Annotated in this window: 18 protein-coding genes; 9 read left to right on the top strand and 9 right to left on the bottom strand. The window is 50.3% G+C overall.

Going from position 1 to position 24684, the window contains the following annotated elements:
- The first annotated feature begins 39 nt into the window (after positions 1-39).
- Positions 40-1761 (top strand): hypothetical protein, encoded by a 1722-nt coding sequence (locus hmeg3_RS13060; RefSeq protein WP_094564103.1) that lies wholly within the window; start codon positions 40-42, stop codon positions 1759-1761.
- Between the two features lie 185 nt (positions 1762-1946).
- Here the strand turns inward: hmeg3_RS13060 and hmeg3_RS13055 are convergent, their stop codons facing one another.
- From hmeg3_RS13055 to hmeg3_RS13045, 3 genes are all read right to left on the bottom strand, one after another.
- Positions 1947-2576, bottom strand: a complete 630-nt coding sequence (locus hmeg3_RS13055; protein ID WP_094564102.1) for a hypothetical protein — start codon at positions 2574-2576, stop codon at positions 1947-1949.
- 319 nt (positions 2577-2895) lie between these two features.
- A complete protein-coding gene (locus hmeg3_RS13050; protein ID WP_094564101.1) occupies positions 2896-3993 on the bottom strand; it encodes a hypothetical protein in 1098 nt (365 codons plus the stop codon).
- A 28-nt stretch (positions 3994-4021) separates the two neighbouring features.
- Positions 4022-4501, bottom strand: a complete 480-nt coding sequence (locus tag hmeg3_RS13045) for a hypothetical protein (RefSeq protein ID WP_094564100.1) — start codon at positions 4499-4501, stop codon at positions 4022-4024.
- A 333-nt stretch (positions 4502-4834) separates the two neighbouring features.
- Between hmeg3_RS13045 and hmeg3_RS13040 the strand changes: the two genes are divergently transcribed.
- Positions 4835-5032 carry a hypothetical protein gene (locus hmeg3_RS13040; protein ID WP_094564099.1) on the top strand — a complete coding sequence of 66 codons (198 nt, stop codon included), beginning with the start codon at positions 4835-4837 and terminating at the stop codon, positions 5030-5032.
- Positions 5033-5662: 630 nt separating this feature from the next.
- Here hmeg3_RS13040 and hmeg3_RS13035 read toward each other — a convergent pair.
- Positions 5663-5851: a DUF1289 domain-containing protein gene (locus hmeg3_RS13035; RefSeq protein WP_094564098.1), complete on the bottom strand. Its 189-nt coding sequence runs from the start codon at positions 5849-5851 to the stop codon at positions 5663-5665.
- Between the two features lie 278 nt (positions 5852-6129).
- Complete coding sequence (locus tag hmeg3_RS13030; protein WP_157739265.1) at positions 6130-6594, bottom strand: hypothetical protein; 465 nt, start codon at positions 6592-6594, stop codon at positions 6130-6132.
- Between the two features lie 43 nt (positions 6595-6637).
- On the opposite strand from hmeg3_RS13030, the gene hmeg3_RS13025 reads away from it, so the two are divergent.
- Positions 6638-6901: a hypothetical protein gene (locus hmeg3_RS13025; RefSeq protein WP_094564096.1), complete on the top strand. Its 264-nt coding sequence runs from the start codon at positions 6638-6640 to the stop codon at positions 6899-6901.
- 128 nt (positions 6902-7029) lie between these two features.
- Complete coding sequence (locus tag hmeg3_RS13020) at positions 7030-7326, top strand: hypothetical protein (RefSeq protein WP_094564095.1); 297 nt, start codon at positions 7030-7032, stop codon at positions 7324-7326.
- 157 nt (positions 7327-7483) lie between these two features.
- On the opposite strand, the gene hmeg3_RS13015 is transcribed toward hmeg3_RS13020, so the two are convergent.
- Together hmeg3_RS13015 and hmeg3_RS13010 are read right to left on the bottom strand one after the other, a co-directional pair.
- Entirely contained in the window at positions 7484-8362 is an 879-nt protein-coding gene (locus tag hmeg3_RS13015; protein WP_094564094.1) for a hypothetical protein, read from the bottom strand.
- Positions 8363-8497: 135 nt separating this feature from the next.
- Positions 8498-9070, bottom strand: coding sequence for a hypothetical protein (locus hmeg3_RS13010; protein ID WP_094564093.1), 573 nt, complete (start codon positions 9068-9070; stop codon positions 8498-8500).
- 1655 nt (positions 9071-10725) lie between these two features.
- Here hmeg3_RS13010 and hmeg3_RS13005 point away from each other — a divergent pair.
- The 4 genes from hmeg3_RS13005 to hmeg3_RS12990 all read left to right on the top strand — a co-directional run bounded on the left by hmeg3_RS13005 (position 10726) and on the right by hmeg3_RS12990 (position 17964).
- The gene (locus tag hmeg3_RS13005; RefSeq protein WP_094564092.1) at positions 10726-12288 is read left to right on the top strand and encodes a class I SAM-dependent DNA methyltransferase; all 1563 of its coding nucleotides are present in this window, start codon (positions 10726-10728) and stop codon (positions 12286-12288) included.
- A complete protein-coding gene (locus hmeg3_RS13000) occupies positions 12278-13618 on the top strand; it encodes a restriction endonuclease subunit S (RefSeq protein ID WP_094564091.1) in 1341 nt (446 codons plus the stop codon). Before hmeg3_RS13005 ends, hmeg3_RS13000 begins: the two co-directional genes overlap by 11 nt.
- Before the next feature lie 32 nt (positions 13619-13650).
- A complete protein-coding gene (locus hmeg3_RS12995; RefSeq protein WP_094564090.1) occupies positions 13651-16773 on the top strand; it encodes a type I restriction endonuclease subunit R in 3123 nt (1040 codons plus the stop codon).
- A gap of 66 nt (positions 16774-16839) precedes the next feature.
- Positions 16840-17964 (top strand): hypothetical protein, encoded by a 1125-nt coding sequence (locus hmeg3_RS12990; RefSeq protein ID WP_094564089.1) that lies wholly within the window; start codon positions 16840-16842, stop codon positions 17962-17964.
- Between the two features lie 179 nt (positions 17965-18143).
- On the opposite strand, the gene hmeg3_RS12985 is transcribed toward hmeg3_RS12990, so the two are convergent.
- The gene (locus hmeg3_RS12985) at positions 18144-19292 is read right to left on the bottom strand and encodes a hypothetical protein (protein ID WP_094564088.1); all 1149 of its coding nucleotides are present in this window, start codon (positions 19290-19292) and stop codon (positions 18144-18146) included.
- A 908-nt stretch (positions 19293-20200) separates the two neighbouring features.
- On the opposite strand from hmeg3_RS12985, the gene hmeg3_RS12980 reads away from it, so the two are divergent.
- Complete coding sequence (locus tag hmeg3_RS12980) at positions 20201-24250, top strand: helix-turn-helix domain-containing protein (protein ID WP_232511636.1); 4050 nt, start codon at positions 20201-20203, stop codon at positions 24248-24250.
- Between the two features lie 59 nt (positions 24251-24309).
- Here hmeg3_RS12980 and hmeg3_RS12975 read toward each other — a convergent pair whose 3' ends face one another.
- Complete coding sequence (locus hmeg3_RS12975; protein ID WP_094566321.1) at positions 24310-24558, bottom strand: helix-turn-helix domain-containing protein; 249 nt, start codon at positions 24556-24558, stop codon at positions 24310-24312.
- Positions 24559-24684: the final 126 nt, after the last annotated feature.

The raw sequence follows: 24684 nt of genomic DNA, 5'->3' as shown, positions 1-24684 counted from the left end.
ATAACGCTAATATATAGCTGGTCAACACAAGGGGAAATAATGGCGTCAAAACGTCCACCATTGCATCGAGCGGATGATATTAATGACTTGTTACTGCACTCCAAAGCACTTCAACCTATTTCTCCCATAGATGTAACAGAGCTTGAACGGATTGCGAAGCTAGATGTTTCGAAATATTCCGAGGCTGATGTTCGGGCTGAAATTATTGACCCTGTAATTCGCATCCTTGGGTATCAGAAGGAGACTTTTTTCTCACTTCAACGTGAAAAACATCTCAAAGTATTAGAGGGAAATTTGTTTATTGACTACAGCATGACACTGTGGTCAGAAGCGTTTTGGGTCATTGAAGCAAAGAAAGTCAAGAGAAAGCCTCTTCGATTTTCTGTTGATGAATTACTCCAAGCTCTTCAGTATGCTGTCCATCCTGACATTAGAGCTACGCTTGTGGTGCTTTGTGATGGGCGAGTCTTTGAAGTGTATGACCTTGAGGAAAGCGTTATTGAGCCTGCGGCAAGAGTGGAAGTAAAGAAGCTTCCGAAGGAATTTAGCCAACTGCAAAAATTACTCGCACCCTGGCAGGCGTGGTTCTTTCAAAAGCGCAGGCTGCTTCGACTAGTAGACAAGGTGCTTGACTACGAGATAAATCCCGGGCGACTTGATGAGTTTAAACAGGCAATTGAGCGTCGTTTGGAAGACAAACGAGGCAGAATTATTGAAAACTGGCGTACGACACATCCTCTACCCATCAGTCCCGTAGACCGAGAAGCAGTTTTCAGTGGTATGTCAGCAGAGGACCTTATTAATGCAGAATTTTTTATCGGTCCAACTGTGGCTGATATAAACGCGATGGCAAGAGTTTTGGTCGTCAAGGCGCAACCCAGCGCGTTTAAAGTAATGCATGGGATGTTTCCAGATTTACCGAGAGATATGAATGACCATTTTGCTGCTGCATCGTTGCGTACTCTTATTGAATTCGACTCTTCAAACGTCTCTGTAAATTGGTTGCCTAGTTGGCTCGGAGGAGGGGGGGGAGGCCAGGATGTGAATGGAGCTATAAAGAAAGTAATTGCTCTGGGACTTACGACCTTTGACGGTGACCGAAGCCGTAAGATAGTGCTTCAATACTCCGCCTGCGCTCGCCGACTAGCAAAGATTGCGATGGCTCTCGTCCCAAATTTGACGGAGGCTGGCCAACGAAATCATAAGCTACTCCGATATTTGTGGCCAGAACTAGACATCGCGCAAATCATGTCGTCACCTGGAAGCCAGAATATTCGGTTATTGGATGGACTTCAGGTCACGCTCACAAATCGATTTGTCGCTCAGTGCATGGACGATAGAAAAAAATTTAATATTGCGCGTGCCGAAACTAGCCTCAAAGATTCGTGGCAATTTGAACAGTCGGTGCTGCAAGACGGCCAAAAATATTGGACCAGTTTGGCTGGGCGTGGGATTGATGATGAGATGTATCACACCGAAAATTACTGGGTGAACTACGATTATCTCGGTCATCTTATTTTACTTGTCGTTGGGATGTCGACTCAAAAGTGGAGTGACTACGTACTCTTAGAGCATAAGGATGATGTTATTCGTCTTGCGAAAGGTGGCTCATGGAAAGCTCGTGAGCTATTAGGTTTAGATTTTAATGCCCGCATGCCTTGTCTTTCCGATGAAGATATGGCGAATCGTTTTTTTGACGGAGATTTACCTCTATACCAAAAATTGAGTCGAGCATATGCGAATCGCCCATCTAAATACTAGAACTTCCAAACTTCGCGCAGACTATAGAAAAATAGTGAAATTCCATCTGAATGAACGTTTTAAAAAACATCGTACATTCAAGGTATAGCATTTATTTCCGGCCAAGAGATTTTTGGATGGTCTTTTTGCCTGGTTCTACTTACATAAGCCACACGTTAGATAACAAGCACTGCACGGAAGCGCTCTTAAGGAGCGACCGAGATGCGTTCACCATGCTTGGTTTTTTGCATGTAGAACAACTTCGGTGGTGCTTCGGTGTACCCATTCCGACGCGCGGCATGGAACAGTTCCGCCGATTGGCTGAGAACTCCGTGGAATCCGGGTTGGCGTGCGATACGCTCTAAACTTGCCGTCAGCGCGCTGTAGTTTTGGGTCCGCGCTTGGTAAGCGAGGAGAGTATGAAGTTTTTCCATTTCTTGCTTGGGCCGGCGCCACGTCCAAGTTGTTTTTCCTCGTGAAGAGCGACGAACCAGTTCGTAACCTAGGAAGTGCAGCCGAGGCTTGTCTTCGGCGTGACGCAAGTCTTCCTTTTCCATTCCCTCTCCATCAGTCGATAGGAGTATCCATTCGACGACCTCAATGTCGACTGGCCAGTACACGACGAGAAGCGTGTTTGCATGGCCCTTTTTCTTCTTAGTGAGACGCTGTGCAGGAGTGCAGCCGATTCCGTACAAGAGATGAAATTTCTTCCCTAAAGATACTGCCTTGGAGGCCGCGACAACGCCACAAGTGTAGCGATGATAGCCTTTTGGAACGCAATCCAAAATGCGGGCCAGGGCCGCAGACTTGCTGCGGGCAATAGGTGTAGTTGCCATGCTTTCTCCAATGTGATGGTTACATTGGGTATAGCGATTTACACTACAGATAAAGTGTGATTCGGTTTGGCAAAAAGAGACTTAATGATGTTCCATGCGACAGGACGGGGATGTGGAATAGATGAGGCTCCGCATATTGGGAACAGAAGCGGAGTCGCTCCGACGGAAGTTAAACAAGTACACGTTCTGCTGCTCGCTAGGTTGCAGGTGGTGCCTGCCCGACATGAGAATTGATAAATTCCAGCTTTGCACTCCGACGAATGGGGCGCCGGTATGCTGGGCTATTGAGCGCAAAGATGCTTAATAGCCCATCCTAATATCAGTCGTAGTAAGGGATGCTGGAATGTGCCCATCCACCGGGCGGAACATATTCCCGCGGGTTCTTAAAGTATTCCTTTAATATGGCGTTTTCATCAGTAAAAAATTCTTCATAGCGGACGTCCCAGAGAACGCGACCAGCGTCTGACAAAGTAGCTCGATTTGTTGGGTCTATCTCCAAAAGCCACCGGAGGAGCCACTGAATGACCTGGCCGCCGGGAACTTCTATTGCCGTTGTGCTAATGACTTCGCGATTGACCCAGTTCTTCAACGTACCGTCATGAACCTCTTGAGCATAGTGCCCAAGACTAGGTGCGCGAGGAGGAGACTTGTCAGTTAACAGGCTGTACAGAAGCAGTCCCATGCCCCAGCTATCATATTCGCCGCCAAAGAATGTATTTTTTTTGTGTGGCTTAAACGTCTCTGGAGGCAGGTTCGTTATGGAGCCGCTCAGCATCGTTGGGGATGCAGCTGCCATAGTGAAATGATAGTCTGGCTCATCCTGGAATCCGCCAACGAGAACAGGCATGGCTTCACCCCAATCTAAGATTCGCACGCCAGGCTCTATTTCCTCTTCGTCAAAATCTGGCCCCATTTTGACTGTTTCTAGGGGGAGAAGAAGGATATTGCCGGGATGAACATCTCGGTGTTCAAAGATGAGTGTGGCGCCTGAAAGCGCCAACACGATTCGATGAAAAACAGCAAGCTTTTCGTCCATTGAAAGAGTGCCGGAGCGCTTAAGCCAAGCCGACAAGCTCTCTCCGTCGATGAAGTTTGTCACGATGACATCCGTTAGAAGGTCGGGAAACTCCTCGTAGTGTAGAAGTGTTGGGGTAACTTTCCGGTCGAATAGCGCGGGATGCTTCAACGCATCGCGCTCAAGCTGGAATTTTGCCTTTTCAATTGGACCTCTAGGGCAAATGAGATACTTCATGAATACTTTCGCATCTGTCTCTAGGTCGCGCCCGACGAAGCTGCTTCCACCATACGATGCACCAATTGGGCATACTGGTTCATAGCGGTCTGCTACAGCAGTCAAGCCGAGGGTGCGAATTAGCGTCAGGGATGGGTCTTCATTTAGAGTATCTGGCTCACTCATGGAATTTCGATTTCAGTGTTAGTAGGATTTATAGATGGCGGCTGGCTTTAAATGCGTCGCCCACAAGCATGATTTCATTTCCAGACTGTAGCGCACCTTCCAAATCGCTGCATTTGAAATCTAGTCGCTCAAGCATGGCGGGTATGGTTTCCTGCTGACTCATCGCCTCGAATTCATCGTACAAATCATGGCTTTTTTTACTCCAGCAGAATTGAAACGGACCGATTGCTTGAATAACACGTACCTCACCGTGGTCGCCCGCATAGCGACGTGCGACGTCAAGGCTGCCGGTAGTGAATAGGGACCGTTGACGGAATCTAGTACCGAGTTCTTTCTCAAACCAATCATCCATTTGGTGCTGAACACTTAACGGCATGTGCGCAGGCTTTCTGTCAGTAGGCGAGCGCACTAAAACCGTATCTTCAGGTGCTTTTTGCGAGAAGCCTCGGTAAAGGAGCATGCCTCCAGACAGGGGCTTCCAGTCATCGTGATTGAATTTCATATTCATAGTAGATAGCGATTTTTATTCGGCTTATGATGATTTTCATAGGGACGTGAAGAGGTCGCCAGAGATTTTACGCAATAATATGTCACATGTATTTCAGTTACATTTCTGCGCGTTAGATAGGGAGGTTACGGAATCGCAGAGCATGCTTTATTCGGTTTTTCTCAGAACAAGTTTAGCTGCGCTATACATAACGGTGGGTAGCAATTGTTAGGCTATCCGATTGCTTCAGCCGGTTGAAGGCTTGTTTTCGCAGTACGAACGAGCTGGTTTTGCACTTGCAACTGACAAGATTCATCGCTTATGCTTTGAGAAACCCCTGAAAAGGAGCTAAATATGGCAGCAGTTTTGGAAAGAATCGCCCCACAGCAAGCTACTGCGGTTGTGCGGGACGCTGTTGCTCGTATGCAAGCCGCACCGCGCTTTTTCAATGAGGAAGAGTGGAATGCACTTGCGTCGATTGATGGCCCTGTAGTTTCGGGTGACCCAGAAGGCCGTGTTCCGGACGACTTGGCCTCGGACGACAACGAGTAAATACTCTATGCAATATCAACCCCCGCGCAGTCTCTGCCGGTGGTTTTTCAAGTCTACGGGAATGCCCGTAAATTTCCTGAATCTTCTCGGTCTGCTAGTCACTGATTTCCGGGAAGCGGCGGCAACGTTTAAAAGCCTTCTTCTGCAGGCTTTTTGGACAAATATCCCTGAGAGCAGTTTCCCGCGAGGCTCGGTGGCGCGCACAAAGTATAGCAATGCCGTGCCGCGTACACGGAAAATAAATGACAATAAAATTGTTCCCGTAAATAGGGAATAATTACGAATGGTCATCCGGCCCCGCTTGTACCGTTAAAAGCCGACCTACACCACCTGGACGCATTAGCACCTCGAATTCAACCGTTTATCGATTAGACGGCTCAATCCAGTAGAGATGGTCGAGGGAATCTAGTGCTAGCTCAAACTTCTCGTCCTGGAGCGCCGTACGCATACCACTCGATACGCTGGCCGGTCGCAGCAATTTTTCTATTGCTTCCAGCATGCGTTGATGACTGGTCGGAGCCTCGGGCTCTGGAGTTCTGCGGACATTGGCAGAACCGGCCATCGGTCGCTATCGCGGATATGAAGCGTTGACTGGTTTTGTGTGGAACGGTAGTGACGCCGGCAACTAGCCTATCGCTTCCCTTCTTTCTTGCGGATTTCCTTCAGCCGTATCACTGCGCGCTCAACGGTCACCTTCTGCTCCTTGTGTTTCATGCCCTTCCAATCCTTGATTTCAGATTTGGAGCGGCCACACCCAGTGCAGACATCGTGCTTCAGAAAACAAAGTGAGACACAAGGGCTTTTAACTTCTTTACTCACCTTCGATTCCTAGATGTTTCGATTGAGATGCCGACAGCCATGCTGGCGTAAGATGGTTTTTCAATAGTAATTCCAGAGTTTGCATAAAAAATTAAGCGATTGCGGCGTGCGCCAGAGGGAATCTTAGGGCGGGGGACGCAAGTCTAGTTAGCCACAGGCTAGATGTACTGGAAGGAAGCGCTGATGACGACGGTTCCGGGCAGAACAAAGTCAAGCATCCGTTTGAATAGCTCGAACTGTCCTTTGACTATCCCTCGATATCTCGCGTTAGAGAAGCATTACTCTTCCATCAATCGCACGATGAACGTGGTGCCGATTGTAATTATTGTCTTGTCGCCTCGTGGTCCAATAATCTCTAGTGCCTGTCGTTGTCGACCATCAAAGTAATACGGGGAGTCGTTTGTTGGAAGATACACTTTCCATGCTTTCGTCCAAATTCGAGCGCCTTCGGCATTAAAACTTCTCTTCCACAATGTGAGAGCGCCGACATATGCACCCTCAATTATTTCCGCCTCGTAGGTCAGTCTTCCCTGTGCCACTCCGCTCGTAACTGAAAATTCAAATGACTCCAGGGCAATGGGAGCAATTTTCAGCGCTCCAACCCCTAAGGCTGAATTGGTACCCGCAAATGCGTGGTTGAGTGCGTCAATGAGCGAGGTAGCAGCTGCGTATGCCTTTGCCGACTGGTCGACCATGCCCTTTAACGCGGTATATTTCTGCATATCTACTAATACACATTCCATATTTCCCTCGCAAATTGTTGAATTTTTAAGAATAGGTTACAACATGAAAGAAAAAGAAATAGAGTATTTGTTTGCAAAAATGCACTCGATGGACATTGTTTTAATGGCAGTGTGCGCGCAACTGGATGCATCCAAGGCCTCGGGTGCGCTTGGCCTAATTCAGAAAATGACGAGTAATGTCGCTCATTTACCAGTTCCCAACGGGAATGTAGAAAACGTCATGCTACTGATATCTCAAGAGTTACTACGATATCAGCGGGTGCTGTTGGCACAGACTTCGGCCGGCGTTCCACCGATAAATAGATAATAAAAAAATCTTAAGCAGAGAGACTCATGCGGAAGGTTGTCTCGCACCTGCCAATTTTCATGTAACAGATAAATGCACTCAATCGGCCAGTAGTGGTCATCCTGATTATTTCAAATGTATAAAGTCTTATGATGTCATCCCTAAGCAGCGCGATAGAAATTTATCTAGGTTTTGGTACCAAACCGTTTCCCTCGGCCGATGCCGACAACGTCCTCCAGGAATTCGGAAATATCGAGGGACATCGTTTGCTTCTGGAAATAAAAGAATTGCTTAAAGTGACCGAGCATATTTCGATTGACTGGACGAGCCACGATATTCTCGAAGGCAGTAAGCTCTTTCGAGAGGTGCTATTAGCGAAATTTCCTAAACTTGATGCAAACGCCGTTGATGCAATCACGTGGAAATTTACTTACGATTGGCGTTGACCCCAATCGGCCAGAAGCGGAAGTTCACATACGGGACAACTCTGAAGAGCAAATAGAATTGTGTTTTAATTATGTACAGGCCTCAATACACGGCTGCGGTTTGAATCCCTTGCTCAACTTCTAATCCCCGCTTTTGTCTTTCACCTCGATTTGCCCATTAGAATCGCCTCTTTGTTTCAAATATGGCCCGGTAACCAGCTATGCTTCGCTCCACCTCGGTTTCGTATTTTCGAGGTGGATATAGCTCAAAGAATGCCTTCTGTACATGTGCGAAAGGCTTCTTCTCTTCGGCGCCAAGTCGTAGTCTCAATGCCTGGCGCAAGGCCGTGGCGCCGCTCTGGCCAAACTCCCGGATGACGTTGCCGTAGGCAGCATATTCATCTAGCGTTTTGGCTGTGTTACGGCTATCCAATGCATGAAGAAAATAGCTCCATCTATCGGCGTCGACGCCTGTTGGCGTGTCGTAGAGCGTAGTCAATTCGCCATTCGGGGCTATGGTTAAAAGATATCTTTCTTTCAAGGTGTAGCCGGCAGGGGCTATGGATTTGGGATAAGCTAGCTCGTTCAAAAGGCGATATTGAAGGAGGTCATATCCGTTCTCAATCAGGTCGGTCATTTTGGCGCCAGTGATGCCCTGTAGTTCGGCGACCAGGGCTTGCGGCGTATTTGGTACACGGCTTGGCGGTTGAGCATACCAGCCGTCGCTGGTTACGCCAAGAGCCCAGGTGCGAATGAGTTCAAGGCCCATAGAGGCATTTTCGCCGCTAGGTTTGCGGACCAGAGCTCGATACACTTTGTCTTTATATGCAACCTCATAAAGAGGCAACTCGCGGCCGAGGCGTAAATCCTCACAGCAAAAATTTCCGCCGCCCGTAATTGAAAAAGATGCTGGTTCGAACAGGGCCTTTGCAGCTTCAGCGCTCATAAATCCTGACGCTAGGTCAGTTGCGTGACGCACCGAAGTAAAGAATACAACTCCGTCCGATTTCGCTCTGAGCGAATTGGAGTCGATGGGGGACCGCTGAATTTGGTTCATTAAAGTAGCCTTCAAGACAGTTGATTTGCTTGAGAAAAATGCTTATCCGATACGCGGTGGCTCTAGTCAGTCGCCGCCGTTGACATTAACATTGACACCGGCAGCATCTTTCATGATGTCGTTCCTAATTAGTCGTCAAAACGCCTTGGATTGAGCTTTAGCCTTTTCAGCTTGTTGAGTCTTACGGTTGGCGGCTATTTCTGCCTCCATAGCTTTATTTGCGTTCAAATCCACGTAAAGCAAGTATGTAGTGGTATCTGGCCAACCACGCGTCACACGTAGCTCCATGCCTTGCCCAATTGACCAAATGGCCGCCACTTCGCCTAGCCCGTAGTTTCCTTTGCGCGATGTAGGACGCCCGTATTTCGCGGCGACCATATCGATAATCTTTCCAACTTGCTGTGTATCCATGCGGCTGGGAAACGTGTAACCGGCAAAAGCGAACTTGCTAGTGGCGGAAACGTAGCCGGCAGAGAACTCGGTGGCACCGTCTAGCACGCCATTTGCATTGTAGTTATCTACCCAGTAACGGTCATCTTCTCGCACGGGGTTAACTCCGTTTTGCTTGAAGGTTTGGCGTAATTGGTCACGTGTTGCGCCTTTGAGCTGCATACCAAAAAGCTCCAGCCGTTTTGGCGGAGCGGAGAATACAGGTGCGTGGATGAGAATAGCTGCAGCCATAGTAACCAAAGCCAATCGGCGATTCATTTGATACCCCTTCCTTTATTTGTTTTTGTGTTTTCGCGAGATGAAACTGGAGAATAGGCTTTAAGGTGACAAGCTCTGGTTCCAGTTTACCTTCGCGTTGAGTTGAAATCCAGCCAAGTTAGGTATCTACGTGGCTCGGAGCTTCCCCTCTCATTGCTTCTCTTTTATCGAGGCCGCCCCGCACTCGGTGCAACCTCGCGTATAAGCCTGACTAGGCTAGCGATTTAGAACCTGTGTCACAGGCCAACGGTCAGCACGGTCTGATTATTGTTCATGCCGGAGGCACTTCCTTCGGTGTCGGGATTATATCCATCGGTATCTATTTGTACTTGCTCTTCCTTAGAGGGCATACATCTTCATGAAGCTTTGAACACAAACTGCTTTTAGCTATACCAAATAGGACAATCATTTTGTGTAGGTCCAGAGCCGCAGCGAAAGCTGAGGCGCTCGCATGCACGGCGGTCTGTCCCAAGGTTCTCTGCGGTAGCTACCAGGGGCCTTCGGACAGACCGCCAACTGTAAACACACATACTGTCCGAAAGGACGTGTCGAGGCGCCACCTCGACAGGCATCAGGTCGCCAATCTGATGCCAAGCAAACGCTGTAGCCGCATGCCTCTAATAGGGCTGGTGCGGCTGCGATGGGCGCTGAAGGGTGTAACTCCCTTCTTCGACCCAATCTGCCGGCATATTGCCAAGGCGAGGTTGGGCGACACGGAAACGGCTCCAGGCAGGCAATGGCCTGGTGACCTGTTATTTGGTGAAAGTCGGTGAAAGGCCGATTCGGGGGATGTGCCGCAAGGGCATAACCCGTACCGCACACGTAGGCTGATGAGCGTATAGCGATGTACGAGGGCTGCAAGGGGAAACCTGGCGCGGTTGGCACCTTGGGAAACCATGGGCCTCTGGATAGCTTAAGCGTGTAACGGCACCCCTCGATGGGTGCTGTGCGGAGCAACGTAGAGCCATAGGCATGAAGCCGTGGTTCGTAGTCGATGAAGCACAATCTGAGTACCTGAGCCGCTATGGAACATCGAGCCAGGGAAACCTAAGGGAAGTCGGAAGACTAGGGGAGTGTGGAGATGGTGGCGCTACGTTGCGCAGTAGCTGGTAACTAACGTGGGAACCTCTCGCCGTACCGTATCGGATGGCTCCGTACGGGAAGATGGTGAGAGGGGGAGATTAACTGATTAGGGTTCGACTCAATGTGCGATACGACCGAAGCACTTGGGGAGCTGCGAAAGCGGCGACATGGTTGGCACCATGTCCCGAAAGGTTGAAGCGTTTTGCGAAAGTATGTGGTTAGGCTTGGCGGCCTGTTGCAGTGATGTGCCGTCTCGTCCGCTTGGCGGTGGACGAGACGAACTCTAACCTTGGCAGGTTGGATAGCGAAAAAGGAGATTTTAAGAAAGGTAGTATTTTTCTCGGCCGGGCTACCACTTTGGTACCCGGCCTCCTCCTCACATGGCGCTGAGTTGGATATAAGGTGCCTCCGTACGGTATGGAAAGTCATTGTAACGTTTCATTTCATGGCATTCTTCGGGCGCCTGATAAGGCAATTAATCGTAAAATGTCGAAAATGCAATAATCAATTCCATGCGTATTTGATAACAATAACGCGAACACGCTTTTTACTCACGAAGGTGACATCAGTTAATGCTCGACGACATCAAAAAAACACTCTGGGCAACCGCTGACAAGCTGCGCGCCAACATGGACGCCGCAGAATATAAGCATCTGGTTCTCGGGCTGATTTTTCTCAAGTACATCTCAGACACCTTCTCAGCACGTCAGGCAGAACTCGCGATGCGGTTTACCGATGAGTCGGATGATTATTTTCTGCCCGATTCCAATGCCGAATTAATTGCGGAAGAACTGGAAGACCGCGATTACTACAAGGCTGCTAACGTTTTCTGGGTGGCCGAAGGTGCCCGGTGGGAAGCCTTACGCGCAGCCGCCAAACAACCGGACATCGGCAAACGCATTGACGATGCCCTGACCGTTATCGAGGGCGAGAACCCCAAGCTCAAAGGCATCCTGGACAAACGCTACGCCCGAGCGCAACTACCTGATGGCAAGCTTGGCGAGCTGGTGGACTTGGTTTCCACTATCGGCTTTGGCACCAACGCATCGGAAGCGCGTGATGTACTGGGACAAGTGTACGAATATTTCCTGGGTATGTTCGCCAGTGCGGAAGGCAAGCGGGGCGGCCAGTTCTACACGCCTGCCAGCATCGTCAAGACCTTGGTTGCCGTGTTGGCCCCACACCATGGCCAAGTGTATGACCCTTGCTGCGGCTCGGGCGGCATGTTCGTGCAATCTGAAAAATTCATCGAAGCCCATGGCGGCAAGTTGGGCGACGTGTCCATCTACGGTCAAGAGGCCAATCCGACTACCTGGCGTCTGGCAGCCATGAACTTGGCGATTCGCGGCATCGATTTTAACTTGGGTCGCGAACCCGGCGATACCTTCATCAAGAACCAACACCCGGACCTGCGGGCCGACTTCATTCTGGCTAACCCGCCGTTCAATATCAGCGACTGGTGGCACGGCAGTCTGGAAGGCGACCCGCGCTGGGTCTATGGCGACCCACCAAAAGGCAATGCCAACTACGCATGGTTACAGCACATGCTGCATCACCTCAAACCAAATGGCCGTGCCGGTATCGTGCTGGCCAATGGTTCGATGAGTTCAAGTCAAAATAATGAGGGTGTCATTCGTGCTGCCATGGTTGATGCTGACGTGGTGGAGGTGATGATTGCACTGCCAGGGCAGTTGTTCTTCAATACCCAGATTCCAGCTTGTTTGTGGTTCTTGACCAAGCAGAAAAAGCGCGAGGGCGAAGTGCTGTTCATCGATGCACGTAAGCAGGGTAAGATGATTTCCCGCGTTCAGACCGAGTTGAACGATGAAGCAATTACCTACATTGCGGATACTGTTGCGGCATGGCGTGGCGAGGTAGAAGCTGGTGCTACCGTTACCGAGTATCAAGATGTGCCGGGCTTTTGCCGTAGCGTGCCTCTAGCCGAGATTGCCCAGCACGGCCATGTGCTGACGCCGGGTCGCTATGTTGGCGCTGAAGAAGTTGAGGCTGATGATGAGGCCTTTGCCGACAAGATACAAAAGCTGACTGAGAAGTTGGGTGAGCAGATGAGCAAGGGCTCGGAACTAGATGCGCTGATTCGGCAGAAGTTGGGAGGACTCGGGTATGAGTTCTGAGTGGCCAAGAGTCAAGGTCGAGGAATTGGCTGCGCCTATACGAGGGGCGATGGCCGTGGGTCCATTTGGTTCCAGAATGAAGGCAGATATGTACGTGCCCGCGGGCGTCCGTGTCATCCGTGGAAATAACCTATCTGGGGGGCGTGAACCTGAAGGCGAATACGTTCATGTTTCAGAGGCCACAGCTGACTCATTGGCTAGTTGCTGTTTAGCGCCAGGTGACCTTGTGTTTCCGCACCGAGGGAATATCGGAGAGGTCGGGATTACCCCCGATGATGGGCGCAGGTATATGCTATCGAGCAGTCTAATGAAACTGGCCGTAGACCGGACCAAGGCGGAGCCACTTTTTCTGATGTATTTTTTCAAGAGCTCCGTTGGACGGGCTGCATTACTCATGAATGCTTCCCAAGTTGGTACGCCGGGAATCGCAACACCTTTGAAGTCCTTACGCGGGATTGAAGTACGAATACCGCCGCTGAGCATTCAGCAAGAAGTTGCGGCGATGCTCAGCACTATCGACGACCGCATCATCCTCCTGCGCGAAACCAACGCCACCCTCGAAGCCATCGCCCAAGCTCTGTTCAAATCATGGTTTGTCGATTTCGACCCCGTACGCGCCAAGATGGAAGGTCGTTCCCCCGAAGGCATGGACGAAGCCACGGCGGCGCTGTTTCCGGATGAGTTTGGTGAGTCGGCGTTGGGGGCTGTGCCGAAGGGGTGGACGGTTATGCCGGTTGGAGATGCCATCGAAGCAGTTGGTGGTGCTACACCTGATACAAAAAACACGGTCTTTTGGGAGCCACCTGTTCATTGCTGGACGACACCTAAAGACCTTTCAGGGATTGCAGCGCCGGTACTTTTGGACACTGAGCGTAAACTCAGTGCACAAGGTCTCGCCAAAATTGGCTCTGGCTTACTACCGATTGGCACACTGCTTCTGTCGTCACGTGCGCCAATTGGTTACCTCGCACTAGCTCAGGTGCCTCTGGCCATCAATCAAGGATATATTGCCATGCTGCCGGGAGGCATCTTGCCACCACTTTATATGCTGTTCTGGTGTCTGCAGAATATGGAAAACATTAAGGCTAGGGCTAATGGTTCGACCTTTATGGAAATCAGTAAGAAAGCATTCCGGCCCATTCCGGCTTTAGTACCGGTGCCTGCAGTAGTTAATGCATTTATCGATGTTGCAGGTACTCTATTCGACCGATTGATAGAGAACGAAAAGCAAGCCCAATCCCTTTCAGTGCTCCGCGATACGCTGTTGCCTCGTCTAATTTCCGGCCAACTGCGCTTACCAGAAGCAATGGAACAACTCGAAGCAAGTTAAAACTAAAAAAGACATCAGGGAGTGATGCCAGCATGACCGAAGACCAACTGGAACAAGAAGCGCTGAGCTGGCTGCAGGATGTCGGCTACACGCATCGCTACGGACCTGACATTGCGCATGATGGTAGTGAGCCTCAGCGTATAGATTACCGTCAAGTCATTCTGCCGTTCAGGCTCCGGGAGGCCATCGGGCGCTTGAATCCCCTCATCCCTAGCGCCGCGCGCGAAGACGCACTGCAACGGGTCATGGAATTGGGCATCCCTTCGTTGTTGTCCGCAAACCGCGCTTTTCACAAGCTGCTAGTAGGCGGTGTGCCGGTGCAATATCAAAAGGATGGTGAAACACGCGGGGACTTAGTGCGGTTGCTCGATTGGTCTGATGTCACCCGCAACGAGTTCTGGGCGGTGAATCAATTCAGTATCAAGGGACCACATCACACCCGCCGGCCAGACATCATCCTTTTCATCAACGGTTTGCCCTTGGTGCTGGTGGAACTCAAAAACCCGGCAGATAAAACGGCAGATATCTGGAAAGCGCACGACCAGATTCAAACCTACAAAGAACAAATTCCCGACGTATTCCAGTACAACGAGGTGCTGGTCATTTCGGATGGCACTGATGCACGCATGGGTTCGTTGTCGGCAGATGCCGAGCGCTTCCTCCAATGGCGCACCATCGATGGCATCAACCTAGACCCGTTGGGTGAATTTAATGAGCTGGAAACCTTGATGCGCGGTGTTTTTGCGCCGCAGTATTTATTGGACTACCTGCGCTACTTCGTATTGTTCGAGAATGACGGTAAGCTGGTCAAGAAAATCGCTGGCTATCATCAGTTCCATGCGGTGCGCGCGGCTATTGACCAAGTCGTGGCGGCTTCACGCAATGACAGCCCGGCCAATATTCAGGGCAAGGGTGGCGTAGTCTGGCATACCCAGGGCAGTGGCAAGAGCATTACCATGACCTGTTTTGCTGCACGCGTCATGCAAGACACCGCGATGGAAAATCCAACCATCGTCGTCATCACTGACCGCAATGACCTGGATGGGCAGCTGTTTGGTGTATTCAGTCTGGCGCAAGACCTGTTGCGCGAACAGCCGGCTCAAGCGCATACCCGTCAAGAACTCCGCCAGTTGCTGACTAACCGTCCCTCCGGCGGTATTGTTTTCGCGACCATCCAGAAATTCATGCCCGGAGAAGACGAAGACATTTTCCCCGTCTTGTCTGACCGTCACAACATTGTCGTCATTGCCGACGAAGCTCACCGTACTCAGTATGGCTTTGAAGCAAAGCTCAAAGGCAAGGTGGGTGAGGAAACCTACAAAGTCGGCTACGCACAGAATCTGCGTGACGCCTTGCCGCATGCTACTTTCGTGGCCTTCACCGGCACACCGGTTAGCAGTGCCGACCGCGATACCCGTGCTGTCTTCGGCGACTATATCCATGTCTATGACATGCAGCAGGCCAAGGACGACGGTGCCACCGTCGCGATTTACTATGAGTCCCGGCTGGCCAAACTGAAGTTGAAAGAGGCGGACCTTTCCATCCTCGATGAAGAAGTGGATGAATTGGCCGAGGACGAGGAAGAGAGCACGCAGGCACAACTCAAAAGCCGTTGGGCCGCCTTGGAAAAAGTGGTTGGTTCCGAGCCCCGTGTCGCCAGCGTAGCGGCCGATTTGGTGGCGCACTTTGAGGAGCGCAACAAAGCCCAGGATGGCAAGGCCATGGTCGTGGCGATGAGTCGCGATATCTGCGTGCATCTTTATAACGAAATTATCGAATTGCGTCCTGAATGGCATGACGCAGACCCTGAGAAGGGTGTCATCAAAATCATCATGACAGGCAGCGCTAGCGACAAGGCTCTCTTACGCCCGCATATATACAGCAACCAGGTAAAGAAACGGCTGGAAAAACGCTTCAAGGATGCCGGAGACCCCCTCCGTCTGGTCATTGTGCGCGACATGTGGTTGACCGGATTTGATGCGCCGTGCGTGCACACCATGTATATCGACAAGCCCATGAAGGGGCATAACCTGATGCAGGCGATTGCGCGCGTCAACCGCGTGTTCAAGGATAAGCAGGGTGGATTGGTGGTCGACTATATCGGCATCGGTAATGAACTCAAAGCCGCCATGAAGGAATACACAGCTAGCAAAGGCCGCGGCAAGCCGACTGTGGACGCACATGAAGCACTGTCAGTCTTGCTGGAAAAGCTCGATGTCCTGAGAGCCATGCTGCATGGCTTCGACTATTCCGGCTTCAAGTCTGGTGGTCACAAAACCCTAGCAGGCGCAGCCAACCATGTCCTCGGCATCCAGTCAGAAGGCAAGGATAGCAAACGCGATGGCAAAAAGCGATTTGCTGACGTTGCTCTCGCATTGAGCAAGGCATTCAGTCTGTGTTGCACCCTAGACGAGGCGAAGGCGCTGCGGGAAGAAGTCGCTTTCATGCAGGCGGTCAAGGTCATCTTGACCAAGCGTGACATCAGTAGTCAGAAAAAAACCGACGAGCAGCGGGATGCTGCTATTCGACAAATCATCAACCAGGCAGTTGTGAGCGAGAGTGTCGTCGACATTTTTGATGCCGTTGGTTTGGAGAAACCGAATATTGGTTTGCTAGATGAAGAATTTTTGGCGCAGGTTCAAAAGTTACCCGAAAAGAATCTGGCAGTAGAACTCTTGGAGAGATTGCTGGAAGGTGAAATCAAAAGCAAGTTCGCCAGTAATGTGATTCAACAGAAGAAGTTTTCTGAACTGCTAACCGGGGTTATCTCGCGTTACCAGAACCGCAGCATTGAAACCGCGCAGGTGATGGAAGAGTTGGTTGAGATGGCCAAGAAGTTCAAAGAAGCCGCAAATCGGGGCGAACAATTGGGGTTGACCGAGGACGAGGTGAAATTCTACGACGCGCTGGCTAATAATGAGTCAGCGGTAAAAGAGCTGACAGATGAAACGCTGAAAAAAATAGCGCATGAGCTGACAGAGAACCTGCGCAAAAATATCACTGTTGATTGGTCTCAGCGAGAGAGTGTGCGTGCCAGTTTGCGTTTGATGGTAAAACGGATTTTGCGTAAATACAAGTATCCGCCGGATACGGCCGACGCCGCAGTTGAGCTGGTATTGCAACAAGCTGAGGCTCTCGGTGAAGCTTGGGCTTGAAAAATGAATGCCGTGAATCAGCTATAGAGTCGCACGAATGCCAACTCTGAATCGCTACCTTTAAATATGGCACTCAAGTTCATCAATCCCTTCAACGGCACCCCCACGAAAATTCGGCTTACTGAGCTTTTTCTTTTTCATCCTCATACCTACTTAGACATTGCCGGCCATTCAATAAGTAGAGCCTTTAAATTGATGGGTAAGGAGTCGCTTCTAAAGCGATTCGATGCAATTAAGCCGGAAGATAAAGTATCCCCAGACCGACTACGTAGCCTCATCACGGAAATGTTGGATGCAAGTGAGACTCCAGATGCGTTGAGGAGAAAATTCTTGGAGGACTTGGAGCGTGCAATCGGGGAAGACGAAAAGGGCGAGTTCAATCCCGCGAGCATGGGGATGTATGAGGCAGCGGTTGTTGCATTCAATCCTTCAGGAAAGCAGTTGGGGGCACCTCAGGAATTTCTATTGGAGATAGAGAGAGAGTCGCGAGCTGCATTTGCGTTGATGCACAAGCGACGATTTGAAGAGGCAGCTCAAGAAATATTGGACAGTAAATTCTTTGCTCCATTTCTTTGGGGTGGGATTCGTGATGCACTTGGCAGAGTCACAGATTTTGGTACTTTGCTTATATTACGCGCAAGCATAGCCATGGAAGTTTTTCTAGCCGTAATGGTCGTCTATGAATCCGAGTATGAAGCAACTACTGGCCAGGGCGACCAAAGCTGCGTGCTGGATTTATGGCCAATCGTAGGACCCAAGGCTAAGAATCCGTTTGGAATGCTATTCGAATGGACTAAGCGGGAATCTGGAGCTAGTACGCAGCGGGAATTCTTTGACCATCCAGCATTGCGCGAGATAGAAATGGACGAGTTGCGGCTGAAGCGATGGAGCAGTGGAACGCACCAACCTCGCAAAGAATGGCTCGACCGCATCGCTGCCGGTCTTTGGGGTAACGCTGAGCATCCGGCATTTCAAATGCGTTTGGCCTACGCGCAGCAGGTCAATTTTTTAGGTCACTTCTCTCAGCTTTTGGTCGCGCTTTTTCCTAAAGAGATGACGGCCAGCCAGAGTCTGGAGGCGTATCCGTGGCCCAACTACCCTCATGACCTTTCTGACTTTGCTGATTGGGGACGGACTCGATATCCGGTGTGGCGAGAATATGCCCGCGACTACCGGGCCAAATTCGAATAGTCGCGGGGCTGCTCTTATTTGCTTTTCGGGGGATTGTTGCCGCGGCCGCCGCCAGATTTTTCACCGGTCTTGCTAGGTGCGTTTTCGAGGGTGTAAGTGATTGCGCTCATATCGGTTCCTTGGTTATGCCGGACATCCCGGTGAGGAAAGTATCGCCTTAGTTGTCGACATTTCCGGTATCAAGGTTTGGAAATCTGACGGGGGGCGATAGCATCTTCTTCGTCGGCTCCGTTATCGACTGCTCTGGGGATTTTCCAATTTTTGCGCGCGACTACTATCTTCTTCCAGTCTGCAGAAATATCGTACTCTCGAATCCGATGACTTGGGTCCACGGATGCACTTTTCAGCTTCTCTACTGCAGCAACGAAGGCTTGTTTGAAGTTTTTTGATGTTCCTGGGTAGCCAGTCATTTTTTGCAGATATTCAAATGGAAGCCAACAGCATCGGCTATGGCTGGCATAAAAACCGGCAATCCATGCCATCAGACCGTCATAGGTCAGAATATCTTTGTGCAAGGCTGTCCAACCTTGCGGGCCGCACAATTCTGCCACTCCGTCTAGGACTTGGAAGCGAATCAGGTCACTACCCCGTTGTCTTCCGTGTTCACTTCCATCCTGAAAACTAGCGTTAAGAATTTTTTGGCCTCGAAGGTTCCAACCCTTATATCTGATTCGGAACTGTACGGCATCGAGTCGAATTAGGCTGGCGAGAATAGCTCTATGAGTCGATTTTCCATACAGTTCCCCCATCTTCTTGGCGAAACCATAGAAATTGGTCTCCATTTGCTCCGATGCGCCTTCCTTGGTAAGTGGCTTGTCGCGATAGAACTCGACACAGGTCCCCCATACCTTGCGGTCATACTGGCAGAGATTGTAGCCCTTTAGCTGCGCGTCAATGTAGTCAAAAGAGACAACGTCGGCGAAATCGTTAGTCTGTTCAAGCTTGCCGCTTAACAAACTGGCGTTACTCAACTGGACGCCGCGACCAGTTGTAAAAATTGCAGACCTTAGGCAAGCGTTGGGGACCACACGAAAGTCTTCTCCTACAATTGGAAGGAATACCTCGCCGTTAACTCTCACCGCTTGGGTAAGTCTGGCTTTGCTTACGTCCGATTTCAATGGCCGGCCATCGAAATTGAAAATAGCGTCGCTTGCATCAATCGCTTTTTGAATTCTTTCGGCTACGTTCTCGAGTTCTACAAAGCCAGCCATTAGCTGGTCGGGGCTAACTGTCATTCCCATGGCAGCTGCAGCAAGGTCGGCTGCTGTGTTTTTAACCTTCTTTTGGTACTTGACAAGTTGGGGAGTTACTTGGATTTTCTTGGTCATCTTTACTATAAGAACTCAGTGGTGGAGTTAACATATAGTTCGATTTGTAGATGATGATTTTGAAAGAATGGTGTCTAAATTTCCAAATTCCCCTTATGGCACCGGGACTATTCAACTCGGACTTCGGCAGAAATTATTTTTTTCCTTTTGAATTTCGCCGGTACCACCTGGTATTCGCGGCTGGCTATCTTCAGACTTTGTACTGGGTTTAAAAATACCAATCGCGCAGTTTGAAAATTCCATTTACTGGTTTTGGAAATTCTATTCGCTGGTTTTCAAAATTCCCGAAATGCCTGAGCGTCAATGCTGATAAGCGATTGCGGTGTTCCTTAGTAGTCGTAGTCGTTGTAGATATCAAAATGATTGTGCCCCTTCGGCTTTCGAGTGAAGAGTGTCTGGGTGAGTTGAGGTGATATTCGGGTCTCTTTTTTGTCGAAGGTGAAAATGAATTGCCCTGGCTGCCTGTGGCAACGATGGAAGAGAAATCGCTCCTCGAAGAATTCTTTTCGACTCTAAGCCTACTTGAGGGTGGTTTTTATATTGAACTGAAAGCAGCCAGGGAGGGCGATTTTGGAACTTCATCTAATTGACTTGGCCCTCCAACCACATTTCCTATGGCTTGGGCATATTCGGTAGCTCCTTGAGATGTCAGCCGATGCTCAACGCCCTTCAGTACCAAGCGATAACCCTTAAATGCATCGACTTGGATGTCCAAGAACTCCAGTAAAATCTCGCCATTTTCTTTCTGAAGACGGGTGACCTTAGTCGGTTGGCCACGTGCTGTTTACCCGTCAATATCTAGATGGTCAATAACCACTGTAATGCTATGGTTATTTCAACTTGAGTCTTGAATTTTGTGAGTTATTTCTTATACTCATTTTAATGTGTGTAAGAAATGAGGTGCATCCGTGGCTAAAACAGGCAACATCCCATATCAAGCATTTGGCGAGTTATTGGCAAAACGCCGGAATGCGGCGGGCTTCGCGAAGCAACGGGAGTTGGCTGAGGCCTTGGGCGTAACTCAGCAGACGGTCAGTCGGTGGGAAAAAGGGTTAGGCAGACCTATATCTAAAGAGCTTCTCCGACTGGAGAAGCTGGTCAAGGCGCAGGAGGGGGAGCTTTTCGCAGCTGCCGACTATAAAGAAGCACCTCTCCAAGCGAAGAGCGAATTGGCGACTTCTTACGATAAGCCTCTCCCCTTGGCTGCATTGACGCCAGATACCTTTGAGATTTTTTGCACCTCTCTCTTGGACCGTCTCTATCAGCCCTTGGGAGGGCATGTTCATCGATACGGCGCAACAGGGCACACTCAACACGGCATAGATATCGTGGCTAAGGGGCCATTTGGGACGCACACATTCCAATGTAAAAGGGTTGTGGAATTTGGGCCGCAAAAAGTTCATAGCGCAGTTGCGAAACAGACATATGAAGCCGACCTGAAGGTGCTCCTATTGTCGAGTGTAGCCAGCCCCAACGCGCGAGATGCGGTGGCGATGCACGCAGACTGGCAAATCTGGGACCGCGACGACATTACTCGCAAGCTCCACGAGCTGCCACTTTACGACCGACTAGACTTAGTCGACCGATTTTTCCATGGCCAACGATTGAACCTGTTAGGCATTGAGGAGCCAGGGCCGATTCAGGACGAGGAGCGATTTTTCATTCAATTCTTGGTTCAAGACAGGTTCTTTAACCACGCTTGGGCTCTGGTCGGTCGGGAAAGTGAGATTGAACAGGTAGTCGTCGCAGCACGAGATGAAAAAGTCCTACTCACTTGTCTGATTGGGAACCCGGGGGCAGGAAAGACACGTGTTCTTCGGGAGATTTCTCGGCTGCTTGGTAGCGAAGGAGGACTCCATGTTCGATTCATCTCCCCGACAGAGGAAGTGAAAGCTCATCATTTGGATGGTCTGCGCGATAGAAAAGGCGTAGCTACCATCCTGGTCATTGATGATGCCCATGATAGAGAGGATTTGGGCGTATTGCTCCGCCATGCCGCTGACCCGGGAAATCGAACTCGGCTGCTGTTTTCGCTTCGTCCTTATGGTGTTTCCACTCTGGTCAGCCAAGCGGCCGATGTGGCGCTTTCGGGGCCGTCGGTAGCGCTTGTTCAGATGACGTTGCAGTCAAAGGAGCAGGCTAGATTGTTGGCCGAGTCAATATTGAGGGAGTGCGGAGCAGCGTTAGAGGCTGCTGCCGAAATTGCCGAGGCAACATACACAACACCGTTGGCAACAGTTCTAGCCGCTCAGTTGGTCGCACGAGATGCAATATCTTTGCAGTTGCTTGGAAAAAGTGAAGAGTTTCGTCGATATGTGCTGTTGAAGCTGCGAGACGAAATAACAGCGAAATTGGTGTCTAAGCACGAGGAAGAAAAGCTAAAAGCTGTGCTCAGCGTCACAGCTTTACTGCAGCCAGTGATTCCTGATGACCCGAATTTGGTCACAATACTCACGACGGTCTACGGAGTATCGGACGCAGAGATTGCACGTCTGATGCTTCTGTTGGGACAGTCAGGCGTTCTGTTCAAGCGAGGTATCCGCACGCGATTGGCGCCCGACCTGCTCGCGGATGAGTTTATTCGGTGGAGCTATTTGAAAGAGGATGGAACGGTAAACGAAAGCTTTGCGGCGATATTTGAGCTTGCAAATAAAGACCATTTGAAGAATATGCTCGTCAATCTTGGGCGATTGGATTGGCGGCTGCGGGAAGGGGCGACTGACGATAGCGATGCGCTACGTAGCATTGAGCCGCATCTTCGCTGGCATGGTGACTATGTAAATCGGCACGTTCAGGCGGTGGAGGCGATGGCCTACTATCAGCCTCGCTTGGCTTTGAACTTTGCACGCAGGCTTGTAAATGAAGGGCACGGCAATGACACTCATGTGTGCAATATAATTCGTAACGCTTCCTACAACTACGACTACATTGAAGAGGGATGCACGTTACTTTGGAAAGCGGGTAAGAATGACAATCGGCAGCTCAATCAAGAACCTGGTCATGCGGTCCGGATTCTGAAGGAGCTGGCTAAGTACCAGCTGCATAAGCCGGTAGAGCATGTACGTAAAGTGGTTGCTTTTGCCTTGAAGCTTCTGGAGCGTCCCGCCTCAGTGACATCCCTATATACCCCGTTCGAGATGTTGACAGGGCCATTGGAAACAGAGTTTCAATCCACCTCATACTCAAAATCGACCTTCACCATCAGCCGCTATCGAGTTGCGTTGAAGAATGTGCAGCAGTTGAGAGATGACGTCACGAACGCGCTTCTGGATTTCCTAAAATTGGGGCGCGACAGGCGAGCATTTTTGGCAGCGCAGACCTGGCAGAGCGCTCTGAGTGGAGCGATACCTAGCGATTCATCGGTCGATGAGTGGGCGGCCGAGCATGGAAAAAATCTGGCAGCAATAAGCAAGTTGGTGAACGAGACGTATATGCCACCGGTAGTGCTTGTAAGGTTGGCGCAGTCGCTCCGCTGGCATGCATTCCATGGAAGGCCTGAAACGTCAGTCCTCGCAAAACCAATTCTGGAACTTCTTCATCGCGATTTGACGACTCGGCTGACGCGCGCCCTCATCGATGGTTGGGGCATGGAGACATGGGATATCGGCGATTCACTCACCAGGTCAGGTTATGAAGAGGAGCGTCAGACGTTGGTCGCGGAAATCGTGAAGGCCTATCAAGGCCCATCCGCACTATTCGAAGTGGTGAATTCTTGCCTGGATGAGATGAGCGCCATCGCTAGAGGATATGGAAGTCCATATATCTTTGTTGGATATCTATTGGAAGCTTCTCCAGCCTTTGCAGAGGAGATTGTTGCTCGAAACTTCGAAGGCAAAGCGGAACATCTGGCTTTGCACGTTGGGCGCGCACTGAGTATCGTCATTGCCTCAGGTGCTCCCGACACGGTCAGTAAATATGTTCAAAGGTCCAAAGATTCATCAAAGGAATTGTCGCAGCTGGCGGAGGCCTATGCGAGTTACGTGCCGAAAGGTCCGTATCGACCGGATGAAGTCGCGCTTTTCGAACGAATCATGTCGTCCGATGATGAATCCGTTTTGTTGCCAGCGACATTCTTGGTGCAACAAGTCGCTTCAACGAATCCAGGCCTGGCAGTCGAATTGATTTGTAAGGTCGATTTCACGGTGTCGACGCGCGTCACCCACGATTGTCTGATGTGGGTCGCGGGTGGACAAACAATTCCGCAGGAGATAGTTAGCAGCATGCGGACACGTTTGTTGGAAAAGCTTGTGAGTCTTAAGGAACTGGACGACCATTGGGTGAAAGCCTTCTTGAGTTCATCCGTCAAAGAAGACTCTACAGCCGTGATGCAATTTATTCGTGCTCGCATGGTTGAGTGTGAGCACCATGGTACTTGGCGCTTCACTCCACTTCATAAGGAATATGGCGGAGCTGAAGATGGAATCGGATTTAACGAGAGCGAGAATGGATTACGGCACTTGGTTGAGTTCCTAGACTGGGGCTTGAAGAATACTACGCAAGACGGCAGCTTGCCCCGTATTGGAGAGGTAGTGGCCGGTATGTGGGGGAGCTACGATGAGGTAATGCTGAATGCATTGCTGACTTGGATGGCAGCTGGTGACCGTGAGCGCGCTTTAGTGGTTGGCCTGATACTGCGTGAAAGTCAGAATTCCTTTGTATATGAGTTTCCAGAGTTCCTTCGAAAACTGCTCAATGCAGCTGAGCTGATTGACGACGAGGCACTTGATGCAGTTAGGTCTTCAATCGTAGCCGCCACGAATACTGGTGTTCGTCACGGCACGCCTGGCGAGCCATTTCCTCAAGACGTCAAGCTCGAGAAGCACTGCTTAGAGGTTCTAAGCACGCTTAGCCGTGTAGAGCCAGCTTATGAGCTTTACGACAGCTTGCTTAAAGATGCGCGCTATTCGATGGCACACGAGCGCCGGACTAGCCGCTACCTCGATGAAGAGGATGATTAGACAACTCCGATGGCCGGTAGCGGTGGTGACAGAATTGCGACGTCGCGATGCGCCCCCCCTTACTTTTCCTCCAGCTGTTCCTGGACCAGCAATACGAACTGATGTGGCGTTACGTCAAGCGCCTGAGCAATCTTGAATATCGTAAACAGTGATGGCTGTTTCAGCCCCAATTCAATCTCGGATACGAAATTCCGCTGGATTGTTGCCTTAAAACTCAATTTCTCTTGCGTTAAATCCATCTCCTTTCGCAGTCGCCTGAGCACTTTCCCTGCGGCCGCTGCCACTTCTTCTGCTTGCAATTGAGTCATTGATTTCTCCCGCTGTAGTAGGAGAAATATTTGCCCCGTGGTACTCTTTAGTCTTCCCGCTATAGCGTGAAAACGCATGTTGTTTAGATAATTTTCATATTGCCAAAACGGCAAAATATGGAGTGA

The organism is Herbaspirillum sp. meg3, from assembly GCF_002257565.1.
Lineage (GTDB): Bacteria > Pseudomonadota > Gammaproteobacteria > Burkholderiales > Burkholderiaceae_D > Herbaspirillum.
This window is presented reverse-complemented; position numbering and strand designations above follow the sequence as displayed.

Bases quoted from the DNA above. Each gene is read 5' to 3' on its own strand.
- hmeg3_RS13060 (WP_094564103.1), top strand. From the start codon at position 40: ATGGCGTCAAAACGTCCACCATTGCATCGAGCGGATGATATTAATGAC.
- hmeg3_RS13055 (WP_094564102.1), bottom strand. From the start codon at position 2,576: ATGGCAACTACACCTATTGCCCGCAGCAAGTCTGCGGCCCTGGCCCGC.
- hmeg3_RS13050 (WP_094564101.1), bottom strand. From the start codon at position 3,993: ATGAGTGAGCCAGATACTCTAAATGAAGACCCATCCCTGACGCTAATT.
- hmeg3_RS13045 (WP_094564100.1), bottom strand. From the start codon at position 4,501: ATGAATATGAAATTCAATCACGATGACTGGAAGCCCCTGTCTGGAGGC.
- hmeg3_RS13040 (WP_094564099.1), top strand. From the start codon at position 4,835: ATGGCAGCAGTTTTGGAAAGAATCGCCCCACAGCAAGCTACTGCGGTT.
- hmeg3_RS13030 (WP_157739265.1), bottom strand. From the start codon at position 6,594: ATGGAATGTGTATTAGTAGATATGCAGAAATATACCGCGTTAAAGGGC.
- hmeg3_RS13025 (WP_094564096.1), top strand. From the start codon at position 6,638: ATGAAAGAAAAAGAAATAGAGTATTTGTTTGCAAAAATGCACTCGATG.
- hmeg3_RS13020 (WP_094564095.1), top strand. From the start codon at position 7,030: ATGATGTCATCCCTAAGCAGCGCGATAGAAATTTATCTAGGTTTTGGT.
- hmeg3_RS13015 (WP_094564094.1), bottom strand. From the start codon at position 8,362: ATGAACCAAATTCAGCGGTCCCCCATCGACTCCAATTCGCTCAGAGCG.
- hmeg3_RS13010 (WP_094564093.1), bottom strand. From the start codon at position 9,070: ATGAATCGCCGATTGGCTTTGGTTACTATGGCTGCAGCTATTCTCATC.
- hmeg3_RS13005 (WP_094564092.1), top strand. From the start codon at position 10,726: ATGCTCGACGACATCAAAAAAACACTCTGGGCAACCGCTGACAAGCTG.
- hmeg3_RS13000 (WP_094564091.1), top strand. From the start codon at position 12,278: ATGAGTTCTGAGTGGCCAAGAGTCAAGGTCGAGGAATTGGCTGCGCCT.
- hmeg3_RS12995 (WP_094564090.1), top strand. From the start codon at position 13,651: ATGACCGAAGACCAACTGGAACAAGAAGCGCTGAGCTGGCTGCAGGAT.
- hmeg3_RS12990 (WP_094564089.1), top strand. From the start codon at position 16,840: ATGGCACTCAAGTTCATCAATCCCTTCAACGGCACCCCCACGAAAATT.
- hmeg3_RS12985 (WP_094564088.1), bottom strand. From the start codon at position 19,292: ATGACCAAGAAAATCCAAGTAACTCCCCAACTTGTCAAGTACCAAAAG.
- hmeg3_RS12975 (WP_094566321.1), bottom strand. From the start codon at position 24,558: ATGACTCAATTGCAAGCAGAAGAAGTGGCAGCGGCCGCAGGGAAAGTG.